This window comes from Kribbella endophytica (genome assembly GCF_054781295.1).
On the sequence record NZ_BAAGUR010000001.1, the window covers coordinates 1,812,025 to 1,836,587 of the forward strand.

Genomic DNA, 24,563 nt, shown 5'->3' on the forward strand with positions numbered 1-24,563 from the left:
CGGTCGATCAGTCCTCGTCGGCCTTGCCGGACTCGAGGTTGGTCTTGATCAGGTCCATCACCGTGGAGTCGGCCAGGGTGGTGACGTCGCCGACCTCGCGGTTCTCGGCGACGTCGCGGAGCAGGCGGCGCATGATCTTGCCCGAACGGGTCTTGGGCAGCTCGGCGACGACCATAATCTGGCGCGGCTTCGCGATCGGGCCGATCTCCTTGGCGACGTGGTTGCGGAGCTCCTGTACGACGTCCGGCCCGCCGTCGCCGGCCTCCGAGCGCAGGATCACGAACGCCGCGATCGCCTGACCCGTCGTCGGGTCGGAAGCGCCGACCACGGCCGCCTCGGCGACCTTCGGGTGCGAGACCAGCGCCGACTCGATCTCGGTCGTGGACAGCCGGTGGCCCGACACGTTCATCACGTCGTCGACCCGGCCGAGCAGCCAGATGTCGCCGTCCTCGTCCTTCTTGGCGCCGTCGCCCGCGAAGTACACGCCCGGCCAGCGCGACCAGTACGTCTCCTTGAAGCGCTCGTCGTCGCCCCACAGCGTGCGCAGCATCGCCGGCCACGGCTTGTCGATGATCAGGTAACCGCCGGAACCGTTCGGCACCGACTTGCCCGCGTCGTCGACGACGTCGACGCTCACACCCGGGATCGCCTTCATCGCGGCGCCCGGCTTGCCGGACGTGACGCCCGGCAGCGGGGAGATCATGTGCATGCCGGTCTCGGTCTGCCACCAGGTGTCGACCACCGGCGCGTTGTTGCCGCCGATGTTCTCCCGGTACCAGATGTAGGCCTCGGGGTTGATCGGCTCACCGACCGACCCGATCACGCGCAGCGTGGACAGGTCGAACTTGGCCGGGATCTCCTTGCCCCACTTCATGAAGGTCCGGATCGCGGTCGGCGCGCAGTACAGGATCGAGACCTTGTACTTCTGGACGATCTCCCACCAGCGGCCCTGGTGCGGGGTGTCGGGCGTGCCCTCGTACAGCACCGAGGTGGTCGCGTTCGCGAGCGCGCCGTACACGATGTAGCTGTGCCCGGTGACCCAGCCGATGTCGGCGGCGGTCCAGTAGACGTCGGTGTCGGCCTTGAGGTCGAAGACCGCCCACTGCGTGTACGACGTCCCCACCAGGTAGCCGCCGGTGGTGTGCAGGATGCCCTTCGGCTTGCCCGTGCTGCCCGACGTGTACATCACGTACAGCGGGTGCTCGGCGTCGAACGCCTCGGGCGTGTGCTCCTCGGACTGCTTGCCGACGAAGTCGTCCCACCACAGGTCGCGGCCCTCGACCATCGCGGTCTCCTGGCCGGTCCGGTTCACGACGAGCACGTTGCGCACGTCCGGGCAGTCCTCGAGCGCGGTGTCGACGGCCGGCTTCAGCGCCGCCGGGGCGCCCCGGCGGTAGCCGCCGTCGGAGGTGATCACGACGCGGGCGTCGCAGTCCAGGATGCGGCCCTTGAGCGCGTCCGCGGAGAAGCCGCCGAAGATGACGGTGTGCGGGGCGCCGATCCGGGCGCAGGCGAGCATCGCGACCACGGTCTCGGGGATCATCGGCATGTAGATCGCCACGATGTCGCCGGGCTTGACGTTCAGCTCGAGCAGCGCGTTCGCGGCCTTGCTGACCTCGTCCTTCAGCTGGGCGTAGGTGATCTCGCGGGTGTCACCCGGCTCGCCCTCGAAGTAGTACGCGACCCGGTCGCCCAGGCCGTTCTCCACGTGCCGGTCGACGCAGTTGTACGCCGCGTTGAGCTTGCCGTCGGCGTACCACTTCGCGAACGGCGGGTTGCTCCAGTCCAGCGTCTGCGTCGGCTCGACCGCCCAGGTCAGCCGCTTGGCCTGCTCGGCCCAGAACCCCTCCAGGTCCGCGGCGGCCGTCTCGTAGGCGTCGGCCTTCACGTTCGCCTGCGCGGCGAGCTCGGCCGGCGGGTCGAAACGCCGTTCCTCGTGCATCAGGTTCGACAGCGCTGGGGACTGTGGCTCGGAACTGGTCACGGTCGCGGACTCCTCGTCGATAGCCGGTCGGCGCGCCCGGGCGCCGCCCCCTTTCTACCAACGGCAGACCACCCGCGGTACTGGTGGTTCGCTGAGTAGACCTCTTCCTGCGCCGAACGGGGCGTTCAGTGAACGACGTCACACCGCGGTCCGGCCTGAGGTGACGGGAACCGGATGAGGGCGTCGCGCATCGGATCCGTGCCGCCTACCGCCAGGAGATCCGATGCGCCAGCAAGCCCAGTACGCCGCCCAACCGGTCGCCCAGTACGCCGGGCAGCCGGTGCAGCAGGTTGTTCAGTACGCCGGGCAGCCGGTGCAGCCGGTCGTTCAGCACGCGGCCCAGCCTGCGGGCGGGCTTCCAGCGGACCACCCGTTCGCTGGTGCCCAGCGCCGCGTCTCCCGGGCGGCCCGGCGTCGGGTGCACAGCCGCGAGCGCCGCGTCCGCCGTACGCGGGCCGCCGCGTGGAGCCAGGCGCCTAGCTGGTGATCCCGGGCGTGGAGCCAGGCGCCTAGCTGGAGCTGGTCGCTGAATTGGTGACCTCGGCTTCGCGTGCGTCGAGGAGTTCGTCCCAGTGGTCGGCGGTCCAGCGGCAGGCGGTGCGGATCGGGCCGAGCATGCTGTGGCCGAGCGGGGTGAGCTCGTAGACCACGCGGCGTACCGGTACGGCGTACTCGGTGCGGCTGATCAGGCCGTCCTGCTCGAGGTGGCGCAGGGACTGGGTCAGGACCTTCGGGGTGACGCGGTGCAGCGGGACGCGGAGCTCGGAGAAGCGGCGCGGGCCGTCCTCCAGGCAGGCGATCACCAGGGCTGCCCACTTGTCCCGGCCGAACCGGAACGGGTTCAGCGTCGAGGGGCAGATCTCGTCGAACATGTCCGCGCGCAACGGCTCCATGTCACCAGCCTAGCCAGTATCCGGGCGGTAACCGCCCGTCCGTCTACCTTCGCCGGACACGACGAGAGGGGACCGGAAGATGAGCAGGATCCTGGTGTTCGGCGCCGGCGGACGGGCCGGAGGTGCGGCGGTCGAGGAGGCGCTGCGTCGCGGCCACGAGGTCACCGCCGCCGTACGAAACCCGAGCAAGTACGCCGCGGCCCGCGATGCGGCGACCACCCCCGGCGGTCCCCGCGATGCGGCGACCACCTCCGGCGGTGGCAGTCCGACGGTCGTCGCCGCCGACGTCACCGACTCCGAGGCCGTCGCACGGCTCGCGGCCGAGCACGACGCGGTGATCGCCGCCGTGTACGACGCAGCGCCCGACTTCTTCCCGCAGGCAGGCAAGGCCCTGGCCGAAGGAGTCGGCAACACCCGGCTGGTCTGGGTCGGCCTCGCGTCGATCCTTGCCACCGACAACGGAACGCTGCTGATGGACTCGCCCGGCTACCCCACGGAGTACCGCGCCTTCTTCGAAGCCCACCAGCAAGCAACCAACCGGTTGGCTGCTTCTGAGGCGGACTGGGTCTCGATCACCCCGAGCGGCGACTTCGACCACGAGAACCCCGAGCGCACCGGCTCCTACCGCTTCGCCCCGGGCAACGCGACCAGCCGCATCTCGTACGACGACCTGGCAATCGCCCTCCTCGACGAGATCGACAACCCGAAGCACCACGGAGTCCTCCTCGGCGTGGAGTCGTAACCCCGGGAGGAGCGCGCGCGGCGGCGGGCGAAGGGGCGTGGGCGGAGAGCGCGGGCACAGGGCGCGCAGCGGCGAGTGAGGGGCCGAGGACGAGGGGGCGCGCGACCGGCGCGCGGCGGCGAAGCGGGCGCGGCTCGCCGTCAGCCCAGGGCCGCGAGTCGCTCGCGCAGTTCCTCGGCTGCGGGCGAGCCCAGTTCGGCGTACAGCGTGATTGCCTGCTCGTAGTGCCGGCGGGCCTGCTCGATCTCGCCGAGGCTCTCGCGGGCTCGCCCGAGCCCCGCGTTCGCGCGGGCGATGTGGTCCGGCGCCCGGTTTTCCGTCGCGATCGCGAGCGCCTCGGCGTGCTGCGCGATGGCCTCGGTGGCCTGGCCGTCCTCGAGCATCGCCTCACCGAGGCCGTTCAGCGCCCAGACCTGACCGTCGCTCTCGCCGATCTCCCGGAAGATCGTGAGGCTCTGCTCGTAGCGCTCCGCCGCCTCGCGACGCCGGCCGAGCTGGAGCAGCGCCGTACCGATGCTGTCCAGCGTCGCGGCCTCGCCGCTGCGGTAGTTGAGGCGCTGCCAGATCTCCAGGGCGGTGTCGAGGGATTCCAGCGCCTCGTCGAACCGGCCGAGGCTGCCGAGGACAGCGCCGAAATCGCCGCGCGCGTTGGCCTCGCCGGCCAGGCTGCCGCTGGCCTGGTACAGCTCGAGTGCTCGCCGGTGCCGCCCGGCGGCCTGCTCGTAGAGACCACGGCGCTCCTCGATCTGGCCGAGGTGGACCAGCGCGCTGGCCTCGCCGGTGAGGTCTCCGGCCCGCTGGAACCAACTGATGGCCTCTTCGTGGTGCGCGACGGACTCGTCGTACCGGCCCGTCAGCTTGAGCGCGTTGCCGATCATGCCGAGCGCGATCGCCTGTCCGAGCGGATCGCCGACCTGACGGAAGAGGGTGAGTGCCTCACCGCAGTACTCGGTGGCCTGTTCCACGCGCCCGAGCGCGGACTCCAGCATGCCGAGATGGGTGAGGGCTCTGGCCCGATCGGCAGCGCCGGTGCGATCGGCGGCCCGCAGAGCGTTCCGGTGGACGGTCACCCCGTCCGTGTTGTGGGCGCCGGAGAAGTAGCGCACCAGCGTCGTCGAGAGCGCCGTCGCGTGCGCCGGCCACTCCCGGTCGGCCGAGTACGACGAAACCGCGACCAGCGTCACCCGCTCGGCGTTCAGCCAGTCGAGCGCGGCGGCAGCATCGGTCAGGACCGGCGCGGGGCCGGGAGCCGGCGCAACGCTCGGCCGACGCATCCGCTCCGACGGGTGCAGCACATTCATGGCCGCCGCGGCCGTCGCCAGGTAGTAGTCGAACACGCGGGTCAGCGCGGCCTTCCGCTCCGGCGGCCGTTCCTCGTCCCCGGCCCGTACGGCGGCATAGGCGCGGACCAGGTCATGGAAGGTGTACCGCCCCGGCGTGTTCGCCTGCAGCAGGTGGTCCTCGTGCAGTTCACGCAACGTCGTCTCGGCCGTGGCCAGATCTGTCTCCGTGAGCGCCGCGGCCGCGTAGGCGTCGAGATCCTGGCCAGGATGCAGCGCGGCGAGCCGCAGGAGTCGTTGGTGGGTGCTCGGCAGATGCTGGTACGACAGGCCGAGCGCGAGCTCCACGTCGCTGTCCATCCGGCGTTCCCGGTGTCGTTCCTCGAGCCGGTCGGCGTGATCGGACAGCGTCCAGCCGGAGCTGCCGCGGATCCGTCCGGCGACCAGACCCAAGGCCAGCGGCAGATAGCCGCACCGCGCAGCGATCCGGCTCAAGGCATCCGGATCGACCTCGAAGCCGGGCACGGCCTCAGCCAGGTAGTCGATCGCCTCCGCCGGGGTGAACACGTCGACCGCCACCCTGGTCGCGGCGTCCAGCGCGAGCAGACTCCGGCGGCTGGTGACCAGCGTCAGACAGCCCTCGGCGTACGGCAGCAGCGCGCGGACCTGCGCCTCGTCCGCCGCGTTGTCGAGCAGCACGAGGGTCCGGCTGCCGACCAGACTGTTGCGATAGGCATCGATCCGGGCGTCGGGCGAGGCCGGGATCTGATGCTCGGACATCCCGAGCAGCCGCAGGAATCCGTCCAGTACGGCGTGCGGGTCGGCCGGCGGCTCGGCCGGGTCAGGGTGGAAGCCGCGCAGGTTCACGAACAGCACCTGGTCGAAGGCCTTCTCGTCCGCGAGCAGATGTGCCGCGTGCACGGCCAGCTGCGTCTTGCCGACGCCGGCCATCCCCTCGATGGCCGAGACGACCACCGGACCGCCGGCCGTCAGTGCGGCCCGTACGGCGTCCAGCTCGGCAGCGCGGCCGGTGAACGCGGGCAGGTCCTCCGGCAGGCTGTCCTGCACCTTCACCTGGGCAGCCGCCTGCAGCTCGCCGGTCAGCACCCGCAGGGCCTGCCGCCACTCGTTCAGGTAGCCCGCGTCGTCGTGCAGCGTCCGCACGATCGCCAGGACGAGGTCGCTGCTGATCCGGCGGCGACCGGTCTTGAAGCTGTCGGCAACGGTCGACTTCCGCGCCAGCTCGTGCTCCGGACGTCCGGCGGCCCGCCAGTGCTTGCTGATCCGCCCGGCGATCGTCTCGTACGACGGGTTGCCGGCCCAGACCTTCAGCAGCCGCAACTGCTCGGCCAGCTCGTCCAGGCTCTTGGCCTGCCCGGGGTCGGGCAGCGCCGTGAAGGCGTCCGTCGAACTGTCCACGGTGGCGGTTCCTCTCGCTCGGGCGCACCGAGTCTGTCCGATGCCGCGGTCGTCGCGGGCGGCGGCTCGCTGCCCGAGATGAGCTACCTCACCTTCAGCGGCGTTGTCGTCACCGTCGGTGCGAAATACATTGGGCGCGAATGCATTTCTGCGACGACAGGAGAACCGCATGTGTGGCATCACCGGATGGGTGGCCTACCGGCGTGACCTGGCGGCCGAAAGGGCGACCGTCGACGCGATGACCGAAACCATGGCCTGCCGTGGGCCGGACGCGCGCGGGACCTGGTGGGCCCCGCACGTCGCCCTCGGGCACCGGCGACTGGCCGTCATCGACCTGCCGGGTGGCGAGCAGCCGATGACGGTCGACGTACCGGCCCGCGACGGCGGTACGACGACGGTCGGCATGGTCTACAGCGGTGAGGCCTACAACTACCTGGAGCTGAAGGACGAGCTGCGGTCCCGCGGGCACGCGTTCACGACCGACTCCGACACCGAGGTCGTGCTGCACGCGTACCTCGAGTGGGGCGAGGCGTTCGCCGAGCGGCTGAACGGGATGTACGCGTTCGCGATCTGGGACCCGCGCGAGGACAAGCTGGTGATGGTCCGCGACCGGATGGGCATCAAGCCGTTCTTCTACTACCCGACCGACGACGGCGTGCTGTTCGGCTCGGAGCCGAAGGCGATCCTCGCCAACCCGATCGCCAAGCCGGCGGTGGACGACAACGGGCTGCGCGAGTTGCTCACGATGAGCAAGACGCCCGGCCTGTCGCTGTGGGCGGGGATGGCCGAGGTCGAGCCGGGCACGGTCGTGACGGTCGATCGCAACGGCGTACGGAAGAGCACGTACTGGCGGCTCGAGACCCGGCCGCACACCGACGATCAGGACACGTCGATCGCGCACGTCCGCGAGCTGCTCGACGACATCACGCGGCGGCAGTTGGTTGCCGACGTCCCGCGATGCGTGCTGCTGTCCGGTGGACTCGACTCCAGCGCGATCACGGGCCTGGCCGCGCAGCAGCTCGCCGAGGAAGGCAAGAAGGTCCGCAGCTTCGCGGTCGACTTCGCCGGCCAGGCCGAGAACTTCGTGGCCAGTGAACTCCGCACCACGCCGGACACGCCGTACGTGCACGACGTCGCCGACCTGGTGAAGTCGCAGCACTCGGACATCGTGCTCGACAACGCTGCCCTGACGGATCCGGCAGTACGGCGTACCGTCGTACGCGCCAATGACGCGCCGCTCGGCGGGGACATCTTCAGCTCGCTCTACCTGCTGTTCAAGGCGATTCGCGAGCAGTCGACGGTCGCGTTGTCGGGGGAGTCGGCCGACGAGATCTTCGGCGGGTACCTGTGGTTCCACAAGGCCGAGGTGCAGCAGGCGAAGACGTTCCCGTGGCTGGCCTTCCGGGGGTTCCGGCGCAGCAACGGACCGGGTGGGCTGCTGCGCGACGACCTGCTGCGGCGGCTCGACCTCCGGTCGTACGTGCAGAGCCGGTACGACGAGGCCGTCGGCGAGATCGACCGGCTGGACGGCGAGAGCGACCACGAGTGGACGATGCGCAAGATCTGCTACCTGCACCTGACCCGGATGGTCCGCGTGCTGCTCGACCGCAAGGACCGGATGTCGATGGCTGTCGGGCTGGAGGTCCGCGTGCCGTTCTGCGACCACCGGCTGGTCGAGTACGTCTTCAACACACCCTGGTCGCTGAAGACCTTCGACGGGCAGGAGAAGAGTCTGCTCCGTGCCGCTACGCGGAACGTTCTGCCGTCGTCCGTTGCCACTCGCACCAAGAGCCCGTACCCGCAGACGCAGGATCCGGCGTACGTCGTCGCCCTGGCCGAGCAGGCGCGGCAGTTGCTCAGCGACGATCACCCGGTGTTCGCGCTGGCCGATCGCGCGAAAGTCTCAGCGAGTCTTCAGGGTGAATCCGCTGCCGATGCGCGGCAGAACCTGGAACAGTTGCTCTCACTGGCAACATGGGTGGACATCTACCGTCCCGAGATCCGGGCGGCCTGACCGACGGGGTGATCGTGCTGGACGAGAAGGCAGTCCACCTGATGGTGGCGATGCACCGGATCGTCCGGCACCTCCGGAAGACCGCGATGTCGACCTCGATGCACCCGACCCAGTTCATCGCGCTGCTGGTGATCGCCCGCGAGCAGCCGGTCCGGATCGGCACGATCGCGAACAAGGTGCCCTGCTCGCAGCCGACCGCGACCACGACCGTCGCCGTACTGGAGACGTCAGGACTGGTACGACGCCGGCCCGACACGCTCGACGGCCGGGCGACCGCGGTCGAGCTGACCGAGCAGGGCGCCGAGACCGTCGCGCACATGCGGGCCGACGCCGGGCAGGCGCTCACCGCGATCCTGACCAACCTCACGCCCGAGGACCGGGAGAAGGTGCTGGAGGCGGGCGAGATCCTGTACGGCGTGGCCGACGACTTGTAGGGCTCAGCGCAGTCCGGGGACGACGGACACCGTGTACGGCGGGGTGCCGGGCGCCACGTCGAGCTGGCTGTTGACCCAGATCAGCCGGTTACCGTCGCGGGCGATCGTGGTCGGAGTCGCTCCGGGCGCGCCTGGCTGGGAATCGGCCACGAGTGTTGCTCGGCTCAGGCTCTTGTCGAGCAGGGCCAGCCGGGTGACGTACTTGCCCGCGCCGGCGTTGTAGACGGCGTACAGGCGGTGTCCTTCGAGCAGGTAGCCGTCGCCGGAGAGGATGCCGTCGACCTCCAGCGGGCGGACCTGCTTGGTGCGAAGGTCGATCCGGTAGGTGAGGTCCTGGCCTTGCTCGCCGACCAGGAGGACCTTGCCGTCGCTGACGATCCCGTTGAGGAAGTAGGGGATCGGCTCGATCTTGTCGCGGGTCAGCCAGGGCTCGAGCTCGCCCAGGCCGCGCCGGGTGAGTCGCGCGCGCCAGATCTGGTTATGGGCGGAGTCGGTGACGTAGACGTGGTCGCCGACGATCACAAAGTCGTTGAGAAAGGCCCCTTCCTGGGCTGACCTCGTCACCAGGAGACGGCCGCGGGCGTCGTACAGGAAGAGCTTCGCGGTGCTCGCTCCGGCGACCAGGACGCGGCCCCACCGGTCGGTGTGGATGCCGGTCGCGGAGGTTCGCCCGTCGCGGCCCGGCGGCAGCCAGAGTCGCAGCCGCGGGTCGCGGACCGAGCCCTTGAAGACGGCGCCGGTGCCGACGCTGGTGACGTAGACGGTGCCGTCACGGGTGACCTCGATTCCTTCCGGGGTGTCGCCGGGAGTGGTCGACACGACGTACGTCGCGGGCCGGCCGGGATGGTGCTTGGCCTGAGCCGTGACGGGTGGGTCGTCCGCCGGCGGCCGGTCCGGCTGGTGAGCCTGGGCGGTGACCGGCTGGGCAGCGGCGACGACGGTGAGGACGAGGGCTGCGAGTACGCGGAGTCTCATCGGGTCAGGGTGGATCGCGTCCGGTGGTGCGGCGACCGGTTTCGGTTGGGGCCGAAGTACTCGCCGGATCGGCCTGCCGATGGGCACAATCGAGCCTGTGATCCGGATCCAGTTCACGGCGGCGGACCTCGGGCGGGTGGTGTTCCCGGTCGAGCCCGAACCGCTGTGGGAGGCGGCGCTCGCGGCCCGCGTGCTCGGTGACCGCGCGATCCCGCCCGTCGCGCGGCGCTGGCGGCGGATGGCCGGGCCGCGCGTGCGGCCGTCGATGCGGCCGCTGTTCAAGCTGATCGCGCCCGGTGGGCAGTTCCCGGACTTCCTGACGCCGGTGGTCGAGGCGCCCGGGCTGGAGCCGGCGGTCGAGGTGCTCTGCGATACGCCGGCCGAGGTCGTCAGGGACCAGCTCGGGCCGTGGCTGCCTGCGCAGGTGGAGCCGTTCATGGAAGGGCTGCTGGCTGGACGGGCCGGGGCGCGTCGTGCGCTCGGCCACGCCGTACGGGACTTTCATCAGCAGGTGCTGACGCCGTCCGGGAGCGAGCTCGAACGCCGGTACGGCGCGGACCTCGCACTGCGGTCCCGTGCGTTGCTGCACGGCGGGGTCGACGCGATGCTCGGCGGGCTGCACCCGGACATCACGTGGGCCGATCCGGTGCTCACGTCGTACGGGCTGAGCGCGGGGCCGACGCTCGACATCCGGCTGGAGGGACGAGGCTTGCAGCTGTACCCGTCGCCCTTTACCGCCGAGTGTCTGGCGCTGGACGTGCCTGGCCGGCGGCCGGTCCTGGTCTATCCCTGCGCGGACCTCGAGCTCGATGACCTCGACTCCGACGCACTGGCCGACCTGCTCGGCCGAACCAGGGCCACCGTGCTCCGATCTCTGTCGAGCTCAGCCAGTACGACGCAGTTGGCGCGCCGCTGCGGGATCTCGCTGGCCTCGACCTCCGACCACACTCGCATCCTGCGGGCGGCGGGTCTGATCACCACGCACCGGGCGGGCGGAACGGCCTTGCACTCGCTCACTCCGACGGGGCACCGGCTGCTGCAGACTCCGAATCGCCTGAATCTCGGCGCAGTTTGGAGTCCAGGGTCTTGAAGCCGGCCGCGAGCGCGATGCCGAGGACGAGCACGAACGTGGAGTTGCGGAGGGCAACGCCGAGGCCGAGGTCGTTGGCGTCGAGGAACGGATACGGGTACCAGTCGGTGAAGGCGCCCTGGACGAAGATGTAGACCAGCCAGGCGACGGGCCAGACGAACGCGAGCCCGACTGTTGCCCAGGACATCCTTGGGCGGGGGCCGAACACCAGCCAGCCGATGAGGGTCGCCCAGGGCGAGATGTAGTGGAACCCGATCGTTGCCGCCAGCGCCCACCCGGTCAGGTGCACCTGCGGCGCGAGCACGATCGCGAACACGAGTCCGGTGATCACGATGCCGAGCAGGGCGTCGAGATGCAGAACGCGCCAGAACTTGCCGTCGTACGTCGGCCTGCGGACGAGGACTGCCAGCGCCGCGAGGACGATCAGGTTGCTCTCGATCGTGAAGAAGCTGACCAGACGCCAGAGCCTGACCCCGATCGACTGACCGGTCTCCCCGGAGTTGGCGTCGGCACCACCGGTGAAGATCAGCACCAACTGAATCACCAACGAGACGACAATCACCACCACGATCGCCCCGCGCCATGTGCGAGCCACTGTCCCCGTCGTACCAGCCATCCCCACATCGTGCCCGCGGCCGCACGACACTGCTCCCCGCCACGCGGAAAACTCCGGGATTGCCCCGCGGTCCTGAGATCCTCACTCCATGCGCCGACTGCTGCGAAGGATCTTCCTCGTCGGCCCCTGCCGCCTGTACCAACTGGGCGAGTCCACCGGCGGGTCGGTCCCGTTCGTCTTCGTCTTCGCCCTCTTCGGCTTCGCCGCCGCCCTGGGCGGCATCTTCGCCCTGATCGCCGTCTTCACCGGCGCTTCCACCGAGGACTACTTCTTCACCGGCGCCATCACGGGCCTGCTCACCGTCACAGCCTGGGCTGCCTATTCCCTGCTGGTCATCGTCGTCCTCTGGGCCCGAGGTATCAGCCCCGCCACGTACGTCACCCTCCCCGCCTCCACGGGCAAGCACGCCGCCACAATCTCGGACGACCCCACCTGGCGCCGCCGAGGCGACCCGCTGATCCCGGCCGGCCTGAGCGGCTTCTTCGCCCTGCTGGCCGCCGCCTTCTTCGCTATCGGCTACTTCAACGCCGACCAAGGCCCGTTCGAAGCCCCCTTGGCCACCGCCCCTGCCCAGATCCTCCGCTACGACGACGGCCCCGCCGGCTTCGGCGACCGCTACCTGGAAGTCCGCTTCACCGCCAACGGCCAGGAAATCACCACCAAGATCAAAGCCGAAGACCGAGTAGAAGAATCCCGAGTCCCCGCCCCCGGCGGCACCCAGCAGGTCGAGTACGTCGTCACCAACCCCACCCAAGCCCGCCCCGCCGGCGCCACCCAGTCCAAGAAGTCAGACGCCCAAGGCAGCCTCTACTTCAGCTACGCCTGCCTAGCCCTCACAGCCCTCACCGGCGCCGCGTACCTGATCTCCCGCCACCGCCGCAGGGCAGATCCCGATCAACCCCAGCCATAACAGCCCGAAGTACGGGGCAGATGGCGAAGTGCCCTGGAAACAAGGGGTTTTGGCGGTACGGTCGGTGGTGCTTGGGGCAGTAGAGCTCTCTGAAGTGGGCTCGGCAGCCCACCGGACGGTGGGTGAGCCGCGTCGGCGTGCGAGGTACAGCGGAACGGCCGCCGACCTGTTGGTCGGCGGCCGTTCTGTTGGGGGCGGGCTAGTTGCGGGTGATGGTGAAGGTTGTGGTGGTGTTGCGGATGTCTACCGCGTTGTTGGTGAGGGTGAGGTTGTTGAAGACCGCGGTGCCTCGGGCGGGGCCCTCGCCGGGTTCGGGGAGTTCGTTGGCCCAGATGCCGAAGCCGGACTTGGCGTCGTAGGCGTCGCCGGACTTGCGGGCGCCGGAGATCGACACGTTGGTGAGGATGGTGTCGGCGACGGGGAAGAGCGGGCTGCCGCCGACGTAGTCGGTCTGGAACATGATGCCGGAGTACGTCGGATCGACGATGTCGACATCGGTCAGGCGGATGCCTTGGAAGATCTTGGTGGCGGAGTAGATCCAGATGCCGGGGAACGTCTGGGCTCCCCAGAAGTGGCCGCCGGAGCGGACCACCGAGATGTTCTCGAAGCGGGTGGGCGGTGTCGCGCCGAAGCCGGCCATCGGGATGCCGAAGTCGAGCGAGCTGATCGTGATGCCGGAGTACACGAGCGTGTCCGCGACGTACAGGTTGCGGAAGACGTTGTTCGTGCCGCCGTACACCGCGAAGCCGGCCGCCCGCCAGGTCAGCGTCGACGAGAGGTTCTCGAAGACGTTGTCCCGGACCTCGCCACCACCGGAATCGGTGGCGTTGAACAGGGCGAAGCTGTCGTCCCCGGTCGCGCGGGCGTCGTTGTTGCTGACGGTGTTGCCGGCCGAACCATTGGTCATGTTGATGCCGTCGGCAAACATGTTCCGGATCCGCGAGTTCTTGATCGTGGAGTTGTCGGTGTTGGCACCCCAGTACAGGCAGACCATGTGCTCGACCCAGATGTTGTCGATGGTCATGTTCGCGGTGGACGAGAAGTCGAACACCTTGCCCGGCCCGTCGATCCGTGAGGTGTAGTTGCCGAAGTAGGCGAAGCCGGTGAACGACGACCCGTTGGCCGAGGCCTCCGCGCGGAACCCGACGTCGGTGTTGTCCTGCGTCGTCGGCGCCCGGAACTTCGTGTACCAGGGGCCGGCGCCGAGCACCTTGACCGCCTTGCCGTAAACCTGGAACTTGCTCGACGTCTGGTAGTCACCCGGCGGCAGGTAGACGCCGACGAGGGTGCCGGTGGTGTCCATCCGGACCCGGTCGAGCGCGTTCTGCACGTCCTGGTGACCGAAGCCGGCCGGCACCGCGTACGTCGAACCCGGGTTCGCGGTCGGCGCCACCTGCTCGGTGTCGACGAAGTCGATCGCGTAGTTCGTGGTGTTCGCGGCGTCCTTCTGGAGCTTGATCTTCGTGCCCGCCGGGAAGGTCCCGTCGAGCATCAGGCTCGCCTCGTCGTAGATGTGGCGGGGATCGCCGCCCGGCGAGTTGCCCGGGCTCGCTTCCGCGCCGTACAGCCAGGCGTACTTCGAGGTCAGCGGCAGTGCCTTGTGGAACGCGCCGTTGACGTACACGTTGACGGTCGAGTTGATTCCGCCACCGCCGGCCGCGTCCGGGATGGAGAACCTGGTCACCAGCGTGTTCGTGCTGCCCCGCGTGGTGAACTCGACGAACGCGCCGTTCGAGTTCAGCGTGACGGCCTTCCGGCCGGACGCCTCCCCGGCGAGATCACCGATGGTCCGGTTCGGGCCGACCACCGTGGCGCCACCGCCGACGGATGCGTCCTCGGCCTCCAGGTGGTCGTACGGCATGTTCGCGCCGCGACCCACGAAGAACGGCCGCTCGGACGTGTTGTTGGTCCGCTTCACCGGCAGCTCGTTGGCATCGTCAGCCAGGACGACGCGGACGGAGTACCGCCCGTTCACCGCCGGCCAGCTTCCCAACGAAACAGCCGGAGCCGTCGCGCCAGCAGCGATCGCACCGGAGTACGACCCCGTCAGAGTCCGTACGACGGTGCTCCCGTTCAGCAGCGTCAACGTGATCCCGTGCGCCCCCGAGGCCGACGCGATCGACCCCTGGTTGCGAATGGCAACGGAGAACGCGACGTTGGTCCCGGCCGCCGGGTTGCCCGGCGTCCAGGTGACCGCGCCCGCCACCAGGTCGGAGCTCGCCACCGGAGTCACCACCAACGGCGATGCGCTGCTGGCCGAGTTGTTCGCGTCGTTCTGCTCGATGATCGTGTTCGCTTCGTCGACCTTCGCGCTCAGCGGGTAGCTGCCCGCGTCGCGGGTCCCGATCGACGCGGTCACGGTCGTCGAAGCGCCGGCCGCGAGTGCACCGACCGAAGCCGTACCGACCTTGGTCTCACCGAGGTAGAAGTTGACGTTGGTCGCGCCCGAGGCCGCCGTACCGGTGTTGTTGACGGTCCCGCGGACGGTGATCGCGTCGGTCTCGACCGGCGACGTCGGCGTCCACGACACCCCGGACAGCGTGAGGTCCGGGTTCGGGGCGGGCACGCCCATCACCTGGAGCTCGGCGACCTGGCCGCTCGGAGCGCCCGTGTTGCCGGTGAAGTTCAGCCGTACGTCGGCCGCTCGCGCGCCGATCGGGATCGTCACGGTGTTGCCGGACGACGGGCTGAAGTTGTACGACGCCGAGGCCGCGATCGTCGTGAACCCCGATGCGCTCTGCTCCCGGCCCAGGATCGAGAAGGTCTGCGTCCGGTTGCCCCACGCGCTGTCCGGGTTGAGCCGGACGACGACCGAGCTGAGGTCGGCGTTCGAGCCGAGCTCCGTGGTGAGCGTGGCCGGGTTGGCGTTGCCCTCCCAGTACGTCGTGACGTTGTCGTCGTTCGCGTTCGTCGCCACGAAGGTGTGCACGAACCCGGACGCCGTGATCGGCTTGCGCAGCGCGAGGTTGCTGCCCGGGCCGGTGCTGCCGCCGCGGGTGACGCTGTTGCTGTTCGGCGACTGGTTGCCCGCGGCATCTTTCGCCCGGACGAAGTACGTCACGGACGTCGAGGCCGGCTGGGTGTCCGTGTACGTCGTGACGCCACCGCCGAGGCTGGTGCGCAGCTGGCCGTTGGCGTACAGGTCGTACCCGGTGACGCCGACGTTGTCCGTCGACGCGGTCCAGGTGAGCCGGATCTGGCCGGTGCCGGGCTCGGTGAACGACAGGTTGCCCGGGGCGGTGGGAGCCTGGGTGTCACCGGTGGCCGGTCCGTAGACCTCCAGCTCGGACAGCTGACCCGCGGGCCAGCCGGTGTTCGCGGTGATCCGGATCCGGAGGTACCGGACGGTGGCCGCGCCGTAGTCGATGGTCACGGTGTTGCCGGGCGCGGTGAAGGCCCGGGACGCCGAGGGGGACAGGTCGGTGAAGTTCTGGCCGTCGATGCTGCCCTGGACGGCGATGGTTTGGTTGCGCGAGCCCCAGCCGGAGCTCGGCAGCTTGAGCACGGCCTGGTTGGTGCTGACCGAGGAGCCCAGGTCGACCTGGACCCATTGCGGGAAGGCGTTGTTGGCGCTCTCCCAGTAGGTGTTCTGGTTCCCGTCGGTCACGTTGGACGCGGCGTAGTTCTGGGTGCTGGTACTGGCCGAGGCGGCCTTGCCGGCGGCGAGGTTCGGGCCGGCCAGTACGGCGGCCGACGCGGTGCTGCCGGACGGGACGTGCTGGGCGGAGCCGAAGACGGGACCTGCGGACAACAGCAGGCTGCCGGCGAGCATCGAGGCGAGCAAGCGCCTCTTCACTGACTTGGTTCTCATGGGGCCTCTCCGGTGGGCGGGTGGTAAAGGCACAGAGGACTATCAAGAAATTTCTCAAAACTATGAAATTTTTGCGCAGCGCTGGCTTATTGTTACGGCAGCTTCACCGCAGCGTCAACGGCTCGAGGGCGCCACTCCGGTCGGAGCGACGCCCTCGAGGGGGTAGAGCAGCGGGACGGGTCAGTGCTTGGCGGCACCCTCCGCGCCGGCGCCGGTCAGCGCGCGGACGGACAGCTCGTTGTAGCGCAGCTCGCTGCCGCGGTCCTTGCCGACGAACGTGCCGATCACACCGAGCAGGAAGCCGAGCGGGATCGAGACGATGCCGGGGTTGGACAGCGGGAACCAGGAGAAGTCCGCGCCGGTGATCATCGAGGTCGGCGAGCCGGACACGACCGGCGAGAAGATCACCAGGACGACGGCCGAGATCAGACCGCCGTAGATGCTCCACACCGCGCCGGAGGTGTTGAACCGCTTCCAGAACAGGTTGAACAGCAGCGCCGGCAGGTTGGCCGAGGCGGCGACGGCGAAGGCCAGCGCGACCAGGAACGCGATGTTCAGCTTCTGCGCCGGGATCGCCAGCCCGATCGCGACCGCGCCGATCCCGATCGCGGCGAACCGGGCGACCCGGATCTCGTTCCTCTCGGTCACCTTGCCCTTGGCGATCACGTTCACGTACAGGTCGTGCGCGAACGACGAGGCCGAGGTCAGCGTGAGTCCGGCGACCACGGCCAGAATGGTGGCGAAGGCAACGGCCGCGATCAGCGCGAGCAGGATCGCGCCGCCGATCGAGTCGGCACCGCCGCCGACCACCTCGGCGAGCAGCACCGACGCGGTGTTGCCCTTGGAGGCCGCGACCGCACTGTCCTTGCCCGTGTTGAGCAGCGCCGCCGCACCGAACCCGAGGGCCAGTGTCATCAGGTAGAACGCGCCGATCAGGCCGATCGCCCACTGCACCGACCGTCGCGCGGACTTGGAGTCCGGCACGGTGTAGAAGCGGATCAGGATGTGCGGCAGGCCCGCCGTACCGAGGACCAGGGCCAGGCCGAGGGACAGGAAGTCGATCTGGCCGACCAGGTCCTTGCCGTACAGCAGACCGGGCTGCAGGAACGCCTCGCCCTTGCCCGAGTTGGCCGCGGCCGCGCCGAGCAGCTTGGACGGGTTGAAGTCGAACTTCAGCAGGACGAGGAACGTGATCAGCAGCGTGCCGGTCATCAGCAGCACGGCCTTCACGATCTGCACCCAGGTGGTGCCGCGCATGCCGCCGATCGTCACGTAGACGATCATCAGCGCGCCGACCAGCACGATCACGCCGGCCTTCAGGCCCTCGCTCTTCACGCCGAGCAGCAGGCCGACGAGCGACCCCGCGCCGACCATCTGGGCCAGCAGGTAGAAGATCGAGACGACGATCGTGGAGGACGCGGCCGCCGTACGGACCGGGCGCTGCTTCATCCGGAACGCCAGTTGGTCGGCCATCGTGAACCGGCCCGAGTTGCGCAGCAGTTCGGCGACGAGCAGCAGCGCGACCAGCCAGGCGACCAGGAAGCCGATCGAGTACAGGAAGCCGTCGTACCCGTAGAGCGCGATCTGGCCGGAGATGCCGAGGAAGCTTGCCGCCGACATGTAGTCGCCGGCCACGGCCAGGCCGTTCTGCGAGCCGCTGAACGAGCGGCCGCCAGCGTAGTAGTCGGCGGTGGTCTTGTTCTGCCGCGACGCCCACCAGGTGATGTACAGCGTCACGGCGACGACCGCGGTGAACAGCGAGATGGTCAGCGCCTGGTTGCCGGGCTCGGCGTCGGCGAGGGGAATCAACAGAGTGCTCACCGGCGGCGCTCCCTCTTGTACTTGGCGTTCAGCCCGCTCGCCAGCGGGTCGAGCTTGCGGTTCGCGAACCGGCCGTACACGAACGCGATCACGAAGGTGGAGACGAACTGCAGCAGGCCGAAGATCAGCGCGATGTTGATGTGCCCGACCACCCGCGTACTCATGAAGTCCCGGGCCCAGTTGTTGCAGGCCACGTAGGCCAGGTACCAGACCATGAACGTGATGGTCCAGGGCACCACGAAGTTCTTGTAGCGGCGTTTCAGCTCGGTGAAGTCGGCCGCGTCGTGCACCGCTTCGTACGCGCGGGCGTCCCGCTCGCGCACTGCGTCGTCTTCCATCTGCACCCCTCAGTCGGGAACGAACAGATGCACGTTAGCCCTCGGGGACGCGTTTGTGACCCACCGCGACCAAAAAGTTGCCGAGGGCGTCAGAGCGCCGCCGGTCAGAGCGGAGGCGCGACCGGAGCGTCGAGGCCGCGCTGGTAGTTGGCCAGGTCGCTCGGCCAGGTGCGGTAGCAGTTGGTGAAGTACGGCATCCGCAGCGGCTCCGGGGGACGGGCGGTGCCGTCGTAGATCCCGTCGATCTGCTCGAGCACCGACTCGCGGCGGGACTCGGTCAGCACCGAGACCCGCGAGTGCGACAGGGCGAGCTGGCGCAGGCCGCCGCGGTCCAGGTCGTGCCAGTGCCGGAACCGGCCGGTCTGCACCTGGGCGAACAGGTCCGACTGCAGCAGGATCGGCATCGGGTCGAACTGGTCGGCACCGGCCAGGAAGTCCTCACCGATGATCGCGCGGTGCAAGCGCCGTACCCACGGTACGACGGTGTCGTAGTGGTTCCAGAGCAGGCCCAGTACGCCGTTCGGCCGCAGCACGCGGGCGATCTCGGGCAGCGCCCGGGAGTGGTCGAACCAGTGGAAGGCCTGCCCGACGATCACCGCGTCGACCGAGCCGTGCGCGAGCGGGATCGACTCGGCCGCGCCGACCATCGTGTCGACGCCCGGCACCGTGCGGCACACCGCCAGCATCTCCTCCGACGGGTCGACCGCGACCACGTCGTGGCCGAGCGCGGCCGCGACGGCGGTCAGCTTCCCGGTCCCAGCGCCCAGGTCGAGCACCTGCAGACGACCCGGCCCGAGGATCCACGACAGCGCCTCGGCGGGGAACGTCGGACGGCCCGCGTCGTACGCGGCCGCCACGGCGCCGAAGGAGCGGGCGCGCTCAGGTCCTGGGTCGTCGGTGGTCATCACCGTAAATCATGCCGTAGGCGCGCCCGGTGACGTCAGGGCGCGCGGTAGGGCGTGTCTGCCAATCCTGCCGCGACAGGTGTTCTACTCTCCGAGTTTCTTCTGCTCGATGTGCTCGTTCATCGCGTGCAGCTCGGGGTGCTTGCCCATGATCGCGACCAGGTCGGCGCAGTTCAGGTCGGCCGCGTCGAACTCCTCGATGAGCGTCGTGAGCAGCTGACGGTCGTCCGGCGTGTCCAGCGTGAGCCGGTACTGCGAGCCGTCGCCGCCGTCCCACGGCATGTTCAGCAGCCGCATGTCGCCGGTCCGGTTCTGGTGCAGATACGACGTGACGTGCTCGCGGTCGGCCGGGATCGTCGCGTCGGCGTCGGCCTGCAGCAGGCGTGCACCGGAGAAGATCTCGTAGTCCATCCCGCGCGGGTAGGTCCGCTCGAGGCAGTTCGAGACGTACAGGTTGTCGGCGGCCTCCGCCTCGAACCGGTCCACGCCCTCGGTGATGACGCCCGGGTCGATCAGCGGGCAGTCCGAGGTGACCCGGACGACGCCGTCGAGTTCGTGCTCGCGGATCGCGCCCGCGAACCGGGCCAGCACGTCGAACTCGCTGCCGCGGAAGACCGGGAACCCGGCCGCCGTGGTCTGCTCGACGATCGGCTCGTCGTCGGAGTTCGTGGTGGTGGCCACGATCACCGGCAGGCCGGTCGCGGCCAGCCGGTCCAGGTGGTGCTGGAGGAACGTCCGGCCTCCGGCTTCGAGCAGCACCTTGGCCGGGAGCCGCGTGCTGGTGGCGCGGGCCTGGGTGATGATCCCGATCTTCATGACAACACCTTCGCAGTTCTGGGTCTGACCAGTATCGCCGGATCGGTCCAGCGGAACAGGTCACGGATCTCGGCCGGTCCGGCCAGGTGCTCGACGCCCAGTTCGGCGTCGGTGAACGCCTTGGCCAGGTCGAGCGGCACGTACGGCTGGTTCAGTTCCGGCCACAGGCGCCGGATCCGGGCCTGGCCGCCGAACGAGGGGTGTTCGTTCTCCAGCAGCATCGGGTCGCCGTACACGCCCGGTTGCAGTCCGATCGAAGCACCGTACAGCACGGCGGAGCTGAGCCGGTTGGAGGCGACCCGCCGGTGCTTGCGCAGCTCCTTGAGCTGCTTGAGCAGGAAGTCGGCGTCGGTCTTGCGCCAGTGCAGGCCCCGGTACCCGTGCGTGATCACCCGGAAACCGGCGTCGGTGTAGACCTGCTTGATCGCCTCGTTCTCGAACTCGTTCCAGTACAGGCAGACGGTCACCGGCCCGGTCTCGTGCTCGTTGATCGAGGCAACGATCTCGGCGTGGTCGCCGAGCACGTTCTGGCCTTCCCAGCCGTGGAACGGGTAGAAGATGGTGCCCGCGGCATCCGGTGCCGGCGCGGCCAGCTCGGGGTGCAGCTCGAGCAGGTACAGCCAGGCCGACCCGATCACCGAGTAGTTGCGCAGGCCCATCGACCAGCCGCGGCGGCGGACCGTGTCGGACCAGACGAACTTCGGCATCCCGGCCACGAACGCGGTGTTGTACGCGAACCCGTCCAGGATGTTCCAGCCGTGCTGCAGGTAGCCCCAGATGGTCGGCGGATCACCGGCCGGCAGCCCGGCGTACTGGGCCATGATGTGCGCGTGGCCGTAGAAGTGGTTGGCGTGGTGCATCAGCGCACCACGCGGCGGACCCGCTTGACCACCACGCGGGCCGGGTTCAGCACCGCCTGACCGACCCGGTACGGCTTGGAGCGCCGGATCCCCTTCAACTGACCCTCGAACCAGGTCGCCTGCGCGCTCGCGTCGGCCAGCTCCTGGCTCAGCCGGGCGATCGTCGCCAGCTGCTCCGTGCTGCCCTGCGGGCGGATCATCTCGTTGCTGTCAGCAACCGCGGCCCAGAGCTCGTCGGTGACGGTGATGCCTGCCATCGAGGCCAGTCGTGCGGTCAGGTCGCGCGGCGCGCTGCCGGCCGCCCACGGTTGCCGTGAGCCCGTTTCCAGCGAGCGCCGGACGAATCGCCCGAGTTGCGCCACCACGAGCGCGTCCCCGGTGCTCTCGAGCGCCGGTGCGGTGCCGAAGAGCCGGTACGACGTACCGTCGGCGATCACGTTGTCGGGCGAAGCGACCGCGGCTGTTGCCGCGTCCTGCGCGCGCAGCCACTCGACGTACGCCGGGACGATGCGTCGCAGCGCCGCGTGGTCGTCGATCCGGAGCGCGGTGAGCAACTCTTCCTCAACCAGCACTCCGCTGCCTTCCGGCACCACCCCGGCGGGCAGCTGTGCGGGGGCCGCGTCGGCAGCCCCGCCCACCACGAACAGCCAGGCGGGGGCCAGCTCGACACCCAGCCCGGCGGCGATCGCCTCCTGGGTCGTCCGGTACGGGTCGGTCAGCGTCGGTCCGCTGAACTTGGCGGCGACCGCGCGAGCGACCACCGCAGCCGCGAGCGGCCCGTCGACAGCGCTCAACCCCACCGAGGCTCCGACGAGGTTCGGGTAGACGGCATAAGTGCTGGTCACCGGCAGCTCAGCGGCTTCCAGCGCGCTCACCACAGACTTGAAGCCCGCGGGCGCCGCGGCGTCGCCGCGCACGTCGGCCGGCCAGTCCTCGTCGCGCGGCACGGTGACGGTCGGATCCGGCTGGACCAGGCGCTCGATGCCGAAGCTGTTCTCGGCACCGAGCAGGAGCTGTCCTCCCGGGGCGAGCCGAGATTTCAGCACCGCGAGCCCGTCCGCCCACGGCATCACCAGCGTATCGGGACCGATCAGTCGCGGTATCCCGTCGAGCGCCACGACCGTGTCGTACGACGCCTCGCCGTGCTCCGGGCCGAAGTGGTCGAGCGTGCCGCAGAAGACGCGGACGCCGAGCGCCTTCGCGATCTCCTCGGCGTCGGGCGCCGAGCGTGCCAGGACGTCGACCGAGGCCGCCGTCTTGGCGATCTGCTCGAGCAGCTCCAGCGAGTGCGGTCCGGCGACGAGCACGGAGTCGGTCGGGCGTACGGCGGCCGCCAGCAGCTCGGCCGCCACCGGCCCGCCGATCGCGGGACGGCCGTCCGACGGGTGCAGGTCGGACCAGTTCAGCAGCTCCCCGGCGATCATCACCGAGCGTGCTGGACTGGTCTCTTCCGAGGACTGGTCAGGGGTCACAGTGGTCAATTCTCTGACTCTCCGCAAAGAAAGGTGATCAGGAGACCAGTTTCGTCAGCGTCTCGATCACCCGATCGACGTCCGCGTCGGTCAGGTCGGGGAACATCGGCAGCGAGATCTCCTCGCGGTAGAACTGCTCCGCGTTCGGGAACATGCCGCGCTGGTAACCGGCCGCGGTGAACACCGGCTGCCAGTGCACCGGGATGTAGTTCACCTGGACGAGGATGCCGGCCGCGCGCAGGCCGTCGAAGATCTCCCGGCGGCGGCCTTCGAGGATCCGGACCGGGTACAGGTGCCAGGCCGGGTCGACGGTGTCGCGCTGGGCCGGCGTCCGGAGGCCGTCGACGCCCGCGAGGGCCTCGTTGTAGCGCGCGGTGATCTCGGTACGGCGCTTCTTGAACGCGTCCAGCCGCTTGAGCTGGGACAGCCCGAGCGCGGAGGCGATGTCGGTCAGCCGGTAGTTGAGGCCGTGCTCGTGCACCTCGTAGTACCAGGAGCCCTCGTCGGTGTGCTCGAACCGCTCGGTGTCGCGGACGACGCCGATGTGGTGGAACTCGTGCACCCGCTGGGCCACCGCCGGGTCCTTGGCGACGACCGCGCCGCCCTCACCGGTGGTCAGGTTCTTGGTCGGGAAGAACGACAGCGTGGTGACGTCGGCCAGGTCGCCGACCGGGCGGCCCTTGTAGGTGCCGCCGACCGAGTGCGCGGCGTCGCCGAGCGTCTTCGCGCCGACCCGGTCGGCGATCGCCTGCAGCGCGTCGTAGTCGGCCGCGTGCCCGGCGTAGTCGACGGCCGCGATCACCTTGGTCCGGTCGGTGACGACCGCCTCGACGGCGGCCGGGTCGAGCAGCGCCGTGTCCTCCTCGACGTCGGCGAACACGATCTTCGCGCCGAGCAGCGCCGCGCAGGACGCGGTCGCCACGAACGTCATCGGCGTGGTGACGACCTCGTCACCGGGCCCGACGCCCAGTCCGGCGTACGCCATGTGCAGGGCCGCCGTCCCGGAGGTGCAGCTGACGGCGCGGTGGCCGCCGGCCAGCTCGCCGATCGCGTTCTCGAACGCGGTGACGGTCGGTCCGGTGGTCAGCCAGTCACCGCGCAGGATCGCGCTGACCGCCTCGATGTCCTCGTCGCTGATCGACTGACGTCCGTAGGGCAGCATCGGCTCAGACGTCGCTCTCGAGGATCTTGGTGATCTCCTCGATCGTGTACCACTCCTCGTTGTTGTCCGAGGTGTAGTGGAACCCGTCCGCGACCGGTACGCCGTCGGCCGGCGCCTGGTAGCCCCACGTGGCCAGATCAGGCTGCAGCACGTAGCGGTCGCCGATCGCCAGGGCGCGGCGGCCTTCCTCCGGGCTGATCATCTCCTCGTGCAGCTTCTCGCCCGGGCGCAGGCCCATGTCGTGCATCTTGGCGCCCGGCGCGATCGCCTGGGCCAGGTCGGTGATCTTCATCGACGGGATCCGCGGCACGTACAGCTCGCCGCCCTGCATCTGCTCGAACGAGTCGACCACGAACTGGACGGCCTCGGGCAGCGTGATCAGGAAGCGGGTGCAGCGCAGGTCGGTGATCGGCAGCGACTGGCCGGCCTCGTGCAGGGCCCGGAACTTCGGGATGATCGAGCCGCGCGAGCCCATCACGTTGCCGTAGCGGACCACGCAGAAGCGGGTCTCGTAGGCGGCGGCGTAGTGGTTGCCGGTGATGAACAGCTTGTCGGCGGTCAGCTTCGTCGCGCCGTACAGGTTGATCGGGCTGGAGGCCTTGTCGGTGGACAGCGCGACGACCTTCTTCACGCCGGAGTCGATGCAGGCCTCGATCACGTTCTGCGAGCCGACCACGTTGGTCTGGACGAACTCCCACGGGTTGTACTCCGCGGTGTCGACCTGCTTCAGGGCGGCCGCGTGGACGACGTAGTCGACCTTGTGCATGGCCCGGTTCAGCCGCTGCCGGTCGCGGATGTCGCCGATGAAGAACCGCAGCCGGGGGTCGTCGCCGAACAGCTGGCGGACCTCCCACTGCTTGAGCTCGTCGCGGCTGAAGATGATGATCCGGCGCGGGTCCAGGTTGTCCAACGCGTAGCGGATGAACGCCTTGCCGAAGGAGCCGGTGCCGCCGGTGACCAGGATGTCGGAGCCGGTGAGGATGGACACGTCGAGTAGGACCCTTCTGAGGGGGACAGTTCC

General features: G+C 69.4%; 20 protein-coding genes. 5 read left to right on the plus strand and 15 right to left on the minus strand.

Annotated elements, in window-relative coordinates; all coding sequences use genetic code 11:
- Window positions 1–7: 7 nt before the first annotated feature.
- The 3 genes from acs to ACYVIO_RS08745 form a co-directional block, all read right to left on the minus strand.
- On the minus strand, window positions 8–1,984 hold the full coding sequence (acs, locus tag ACYVIO_RS08735; RefSeq protein ID WP_460650145.1) for an acetate--CoA ligase: 1,977 nt from the start codon (window positions 1,982–1,984) through the stop codon (window positions 8–10).
- 205 nt (window positions 1,985–2,189) lie between these two features.
- Window positions 2,190–2,408: a hypothetical protein gene (locus ACYVIO_RS08740; protein ID WP_460650146.1), complete on the minus strand. Its 219-nt coding sequence runs from the start codon at window positions 2,406–2,408 to the stop codon at window positions 2,190–2,192.
- Between the two features lie 85 nt (window positions 2,409–2,493).
- Entirely contained in the window at window positions 2,494–2,877 is a 384-nt protein-coding gene (locus tag ACYVIO_RS08745; RefSeq protein WP_460650147.1) for a winged helix-turn-helix transcriptional regulator, read from the minus strand.
- A 79-nt stretch (window positions 2,878–2,956) separates the two neighbouring features.
- Between ACYVIO_RS08745 and ACYVIO_RS08750 the strand changes: the two genes are divergently transcribed.
- Window positions 2,957–3,619 (plus strand): NAD(P)-dependent oxidoreductase, encoded by a 663-nt coding sequence (locus tag ACYVIO_RS08750; protein ID WP_460650148.1) that lies wholly within the window; start codon window positions 2,957–2,959, stop codon window positions 3,617–3,619.
- A 140-nt stretch (window positions 3,620–3,759) separates the two neighbouring features.
- Here ACYVIO_RS08750 and ACYVIO_RS08755 read toward each other — a convergent pair whose 3' ends face one another.
- Window positions 3,760–6,318: a tetratricopeptide repeat protein gene (locus tag ACYVIO_RS08755; protein ID WP_460650149.1), complete on the minus strand. Its 2,559-nt coding sequence runs from the start codon at window positions 6,316–6,318 to the stop codon at window positions 3,760–3,762.
- 169 nt (window positions 6,319–6,487) lie between these two features.
- Between ACYVIO_RS08755 and asnB the strand changes: the two genes are divergently transcribed.
- Together asnB and ACYVIO_RS08765 are read left to right on the plus strand one after the other, a co-directional pair.
- A complete protein-coding gene (gene asnB / locus ACYVIO_RS08760) occupies window positions 6,488–8,332 on the plus strand; it encodes an asparagine synthase (glutamine-hydrolyzing) (protein ID WP_460650150.1) in 1,845 nt (614 codons plus the stop codon).
- Window positions 8,293–8,766 carry a MarR family winged helix-turn-helix transcriptional regulator gene (locus ACYVIO_RS08765; protein WP_460650151.1) on the plus strand — a complete coding sequence of 158 codons (474 nt, stop codon included), beginning with the start codon at window positions 8,293–8,295 and terminating at the stop codon, window positions 8,764–8,766. The genes asnB and ACYVIO_RS08765 overlap by 40 nt, the downstream gene beginning before the upstream one ends.
- Before the next feature lie 3 nt (window positions 8,767–8,769).
- Here the strand turns inward: ACYVIO_RS08765 and ACYVIO_RS08770 are convergent, their stop codons facing one another.
- Window positions 8,770–9,741 carry a superoxide dismutase gene (locus ACYVIO_RS08770; protein WP_460650152.1) on the minus strand — a complete coding sequence of 324 codons (972 nt, stop codon included), beginning with the start codon at window positions 9,739–9,741 and terminating at the stop codon, window positions 8,770–8,772.
- A 97-nt stretch (window positions 9,742–9,838) separates the two neighbouring features.
- On the opposite strand from ACYVIO_RS08770, the gene ACYVIO_RS08775 reads away from it, so the two are divergent.
- The gene (locus ACYVIO_RS08775) at window positions 9,839–10,831 is read left to right on the plus strand and encodes an ArsR/SmtB family transcription factor (RefSeq protein WP_460650153.1); all 993 of its coding nucleotides are present in this window, start codon (window positions 9,839–9,841) and stop codon (window positions 10,829–10,831) included.
- Here the strand turns inward: ACYVIO_RS08775 and ACYVIO_RS08780 are convergent.
- On the minus strand, window positions 10,755–11,426 hold the full coding sequence (locus ACYVIO_RS08780; protein ID WP_460650154.1) for a Pr6Pr family membrane protein: 672 nt from the start codon (window positions 11,424–11,426) through the stop codon (window positions 10,755–10,757). The genes ACYVIO_RS08775 and ACYVIO_RS08780 overlap by 77 nt on opposite strands.
- 109 nt (window positions 11,427–11,535) lie before the next feature.
- Between ACYVIO_RS08780 and ACYVIO_RS08785 the strand changes: the two genes are divergently transcribed.
- On the plus strand, window positions 11,536–12,357 hold the full coding sequence (locus tag ACYVIO_RS08785) for a hypothetical protein (protein WP_460650155.1): 822 nt from the start codon (window positions 11,536–11,538) through the stop codon (window positions 12,355–12,357).
- A 199-nt stretch (window positions 12,358–12,556) separates the two neighbouring features.
- On the opposite strand, the gene ACYVIO_RS08790 is transcribed toward ACYVIO_RS08785, so the two are convergent.
- The 9 genes from ACYVIO_RS08790 to pseB form a co-directional block, all read right to left on the minus strand.
- The gene (locus tag ACYVIO_RS08790; protein ID WP_460650156.1) at window positions 12,557–16,168 is read right to left on the minus strand and encodes a discoidin domain-containing protein; all 3,612 of its coding nucleotides are present in this window, start codon (window positions 16,166–16,168) and stop codon (window positions 12,557–12,559) included.
- Window positions 16,169–16,348: 180 nt separating this feature from the next.
- A complete protein-coding gene (locus tag ACYVIO_RS08795) occupies window positions 16,349–17,989 on the minus strand; it encodes a solute symporter family protein (RefSeq protein ID WP_460650157.1) in 1,641 nt (546 codons plus the stop codon).
- Complete coding sequence (locus ACYVIO_RS08800) at window positions 17,986–18,327, minus strand: DUF485 domain-containing protein (RefSeq protein ID WP_460650158.1); 342 nt, start codon at window positions 18,325–18,327, stop codon at window positions 17,986–17,988. The genes ACYVIO_RS08795 and ACYVIO_RS08800 overlap by 4 nt, the downstream gene beginning before the upstream one ends.
- Window positions 18,328–18,431: 104 nt before the next feature.
- A complete protein-coding gene (locus ACYVIO_RS08805; protein ID WP_460650159.1) occupies window positions 18,432–19,232 on the minus strand; it encodes a class I SAM-dependent methyltransferase in 801 nt (266 codons plus the stop codon).
- 84 nt (window positions 19,233–19,316) lie between these two features.
- A complete protein-coding gene (locus ACYVIO_RS08810; protein ID WP_460650160.1) occupies window positions 19,317–20,048 on the minus strand; it encodes a cytidylyltransferase domain-containing protein in 732 nt (243 codons plus the stop codon).
- Window positions 20,045–20,908 carry a hypothetical protein gene (locus ACYVIO_RS08815; RefSeq protein WP_460650161.1) on the minus strand — a complete coding sequence of 288 codons (864 nt, stop codon included), beginning with the start codon at window positions 20,906–20,908 and terminating at the stop codon, window positions 20,045–20,047. The genes ACYVIO_RS08810 and ACYVIO_RS08815 overlap by 4 nt, the downstream gene beginning before the upstream one ends.
- Window positions 20,908–22,380, minus strand: a complete 1,473-nt coding sequence (locus tag ACYVIO_RS08820; RefSeq protein WP_460652074.1) for a hypothetical protein — start codon at window positions 22,378–22,380, stop codon at window positions 20,908–20,910. The genes ACYVIO_RS08815 and ACYVIO_RS08820 overlap by 1 nt, the downstream gene beginning before the upstream one ends.
- Window positions 22,381–22,417: 37 nt before the next feature.
- Window positions 22,418–23,542, minus strand: coding sequence for a UDP-4-amino-4,6-dideoxy-N-acetyl-beta-L-altrosamine transaminase (gene pseC / locus ACYVIO_RS08825; RefSeq protein WP_460650162.1), 1,125 nt, complete (start codon window positions 23,540–23,542; stop codon window positions 22,418–22,420).
- 4 nt (window positions 23,543–23,546) lie between these two features.
- Window positions 23,547–24,530 carry a UDP-N-acetylglucosamine 4,6-dehydratase (inverting) gene (gene pseB / locus ACYVIO_RS08830; protein ID WP_184801701.1) on the minus strand — a complete coding sequence of 328 codons (984 nt, stop codon included), beginning with the start codon at window positions 24,528–24,530 and terminating at the stop codon, window positions 23,547–23,549.
- Between the last annotated feature and the right edge of the window lie 33 nt (window positions 24,531–24,563).

What these genes read in the sequence shown, in the direction of transcription:
- ACYVIO_RS08745 (WP_460650147.1), bottom strand. Translation starts at nt 2,877, where the DNA reads ATGGAGCCGTTGCGCGCGGACATGTTCGACGAGATCTGCCCCTCGACG.
- ACYVIO_RS08750 (WP_460650148.1), top strand. Translation starts at nt 2,957, where the DNA reads ATGAGCAGGATCCTGGTGTTCGGCGCCGGCGGACGGGCCGGAGGTGCG.
- asnB (WP_460650150.1), top strand. Translation starts at nt 6,488, where the DNA reads ATGTGTGGCATCACCGGATGGGTGGCCTACCGGCGTGACCTGGCGGCC.
- ACYVIO_RS08765 (WP_460650151.1), top strand. Translation starts at nt 8,293, where the DNA reads ATGGGTGGACATCTACCGTCCCGAGATCCGGGCGGCCTGACCGACGGG.
- ACYVIO_RS08770 (WP_460650152.1), bottom strand. Translation starts at nt 9,741, where the DNA reads ATGAGACTCCGCGTACTCGCAGCCCTCGTCCTCACCGTCGTCGCCGCT.
- ACYVIO_RS08785 (WP_460650155.1), top strand. Translation starts at nt 11,536, where the DNA reads ATGCGCCGACTGCTGCGAAGGATCTTCCTCGTCGGCCCCTGCCGCCTG.
- ACYVIO_RS08790 (WP_460650156.1), bottom strand. Translation starts at nt 16,168, where the DNA reads ATGAGAACCAAGTCAGTGAAGAGGCGCTTGCTCGCCTCGATGCTCGCC.
- ACYVIO_RS08800 (WP_460650158.1), bottom strand. Translation starts at nt 18,327, where the DNA reads ATGGAAGACGACGCAGTGCGCGAGCGGGACGCCCGCGCGTACGAAGCG.
- ACYVIO_RS08805 (WP_460650159.1), bottom strand. Translation starts at nt 19,232, where the DNA reads ATGACCACCGACGACCCAGGACCTGAGCGCGCCCGCTCCTTCGGCGCC.
- ACYVIO_RS08810 (WP_460650160.1), bottom strand. Translation starts at nt 20,048, where the DNA reads ATGAAGATCGGGATCATCACCCAGGCCCGCGCCACCAGCACGCGGCTC.
- ACYVIO_RS08815 (WP_460650161.1), bottom strand. Translation starts at nt 20,908, where the DNA reads ATGCACCACGCCAACCACTTCTACGGCCACGCGCACATCATGGCCCAG.
- pseC (WP_460650162.1), bottom strand. Translation starts at nt 23,542, where the DNA reads ATGCTGCCCTACGGACGTCAGTCGATCAGCGACGAGGACATCGAGGCG.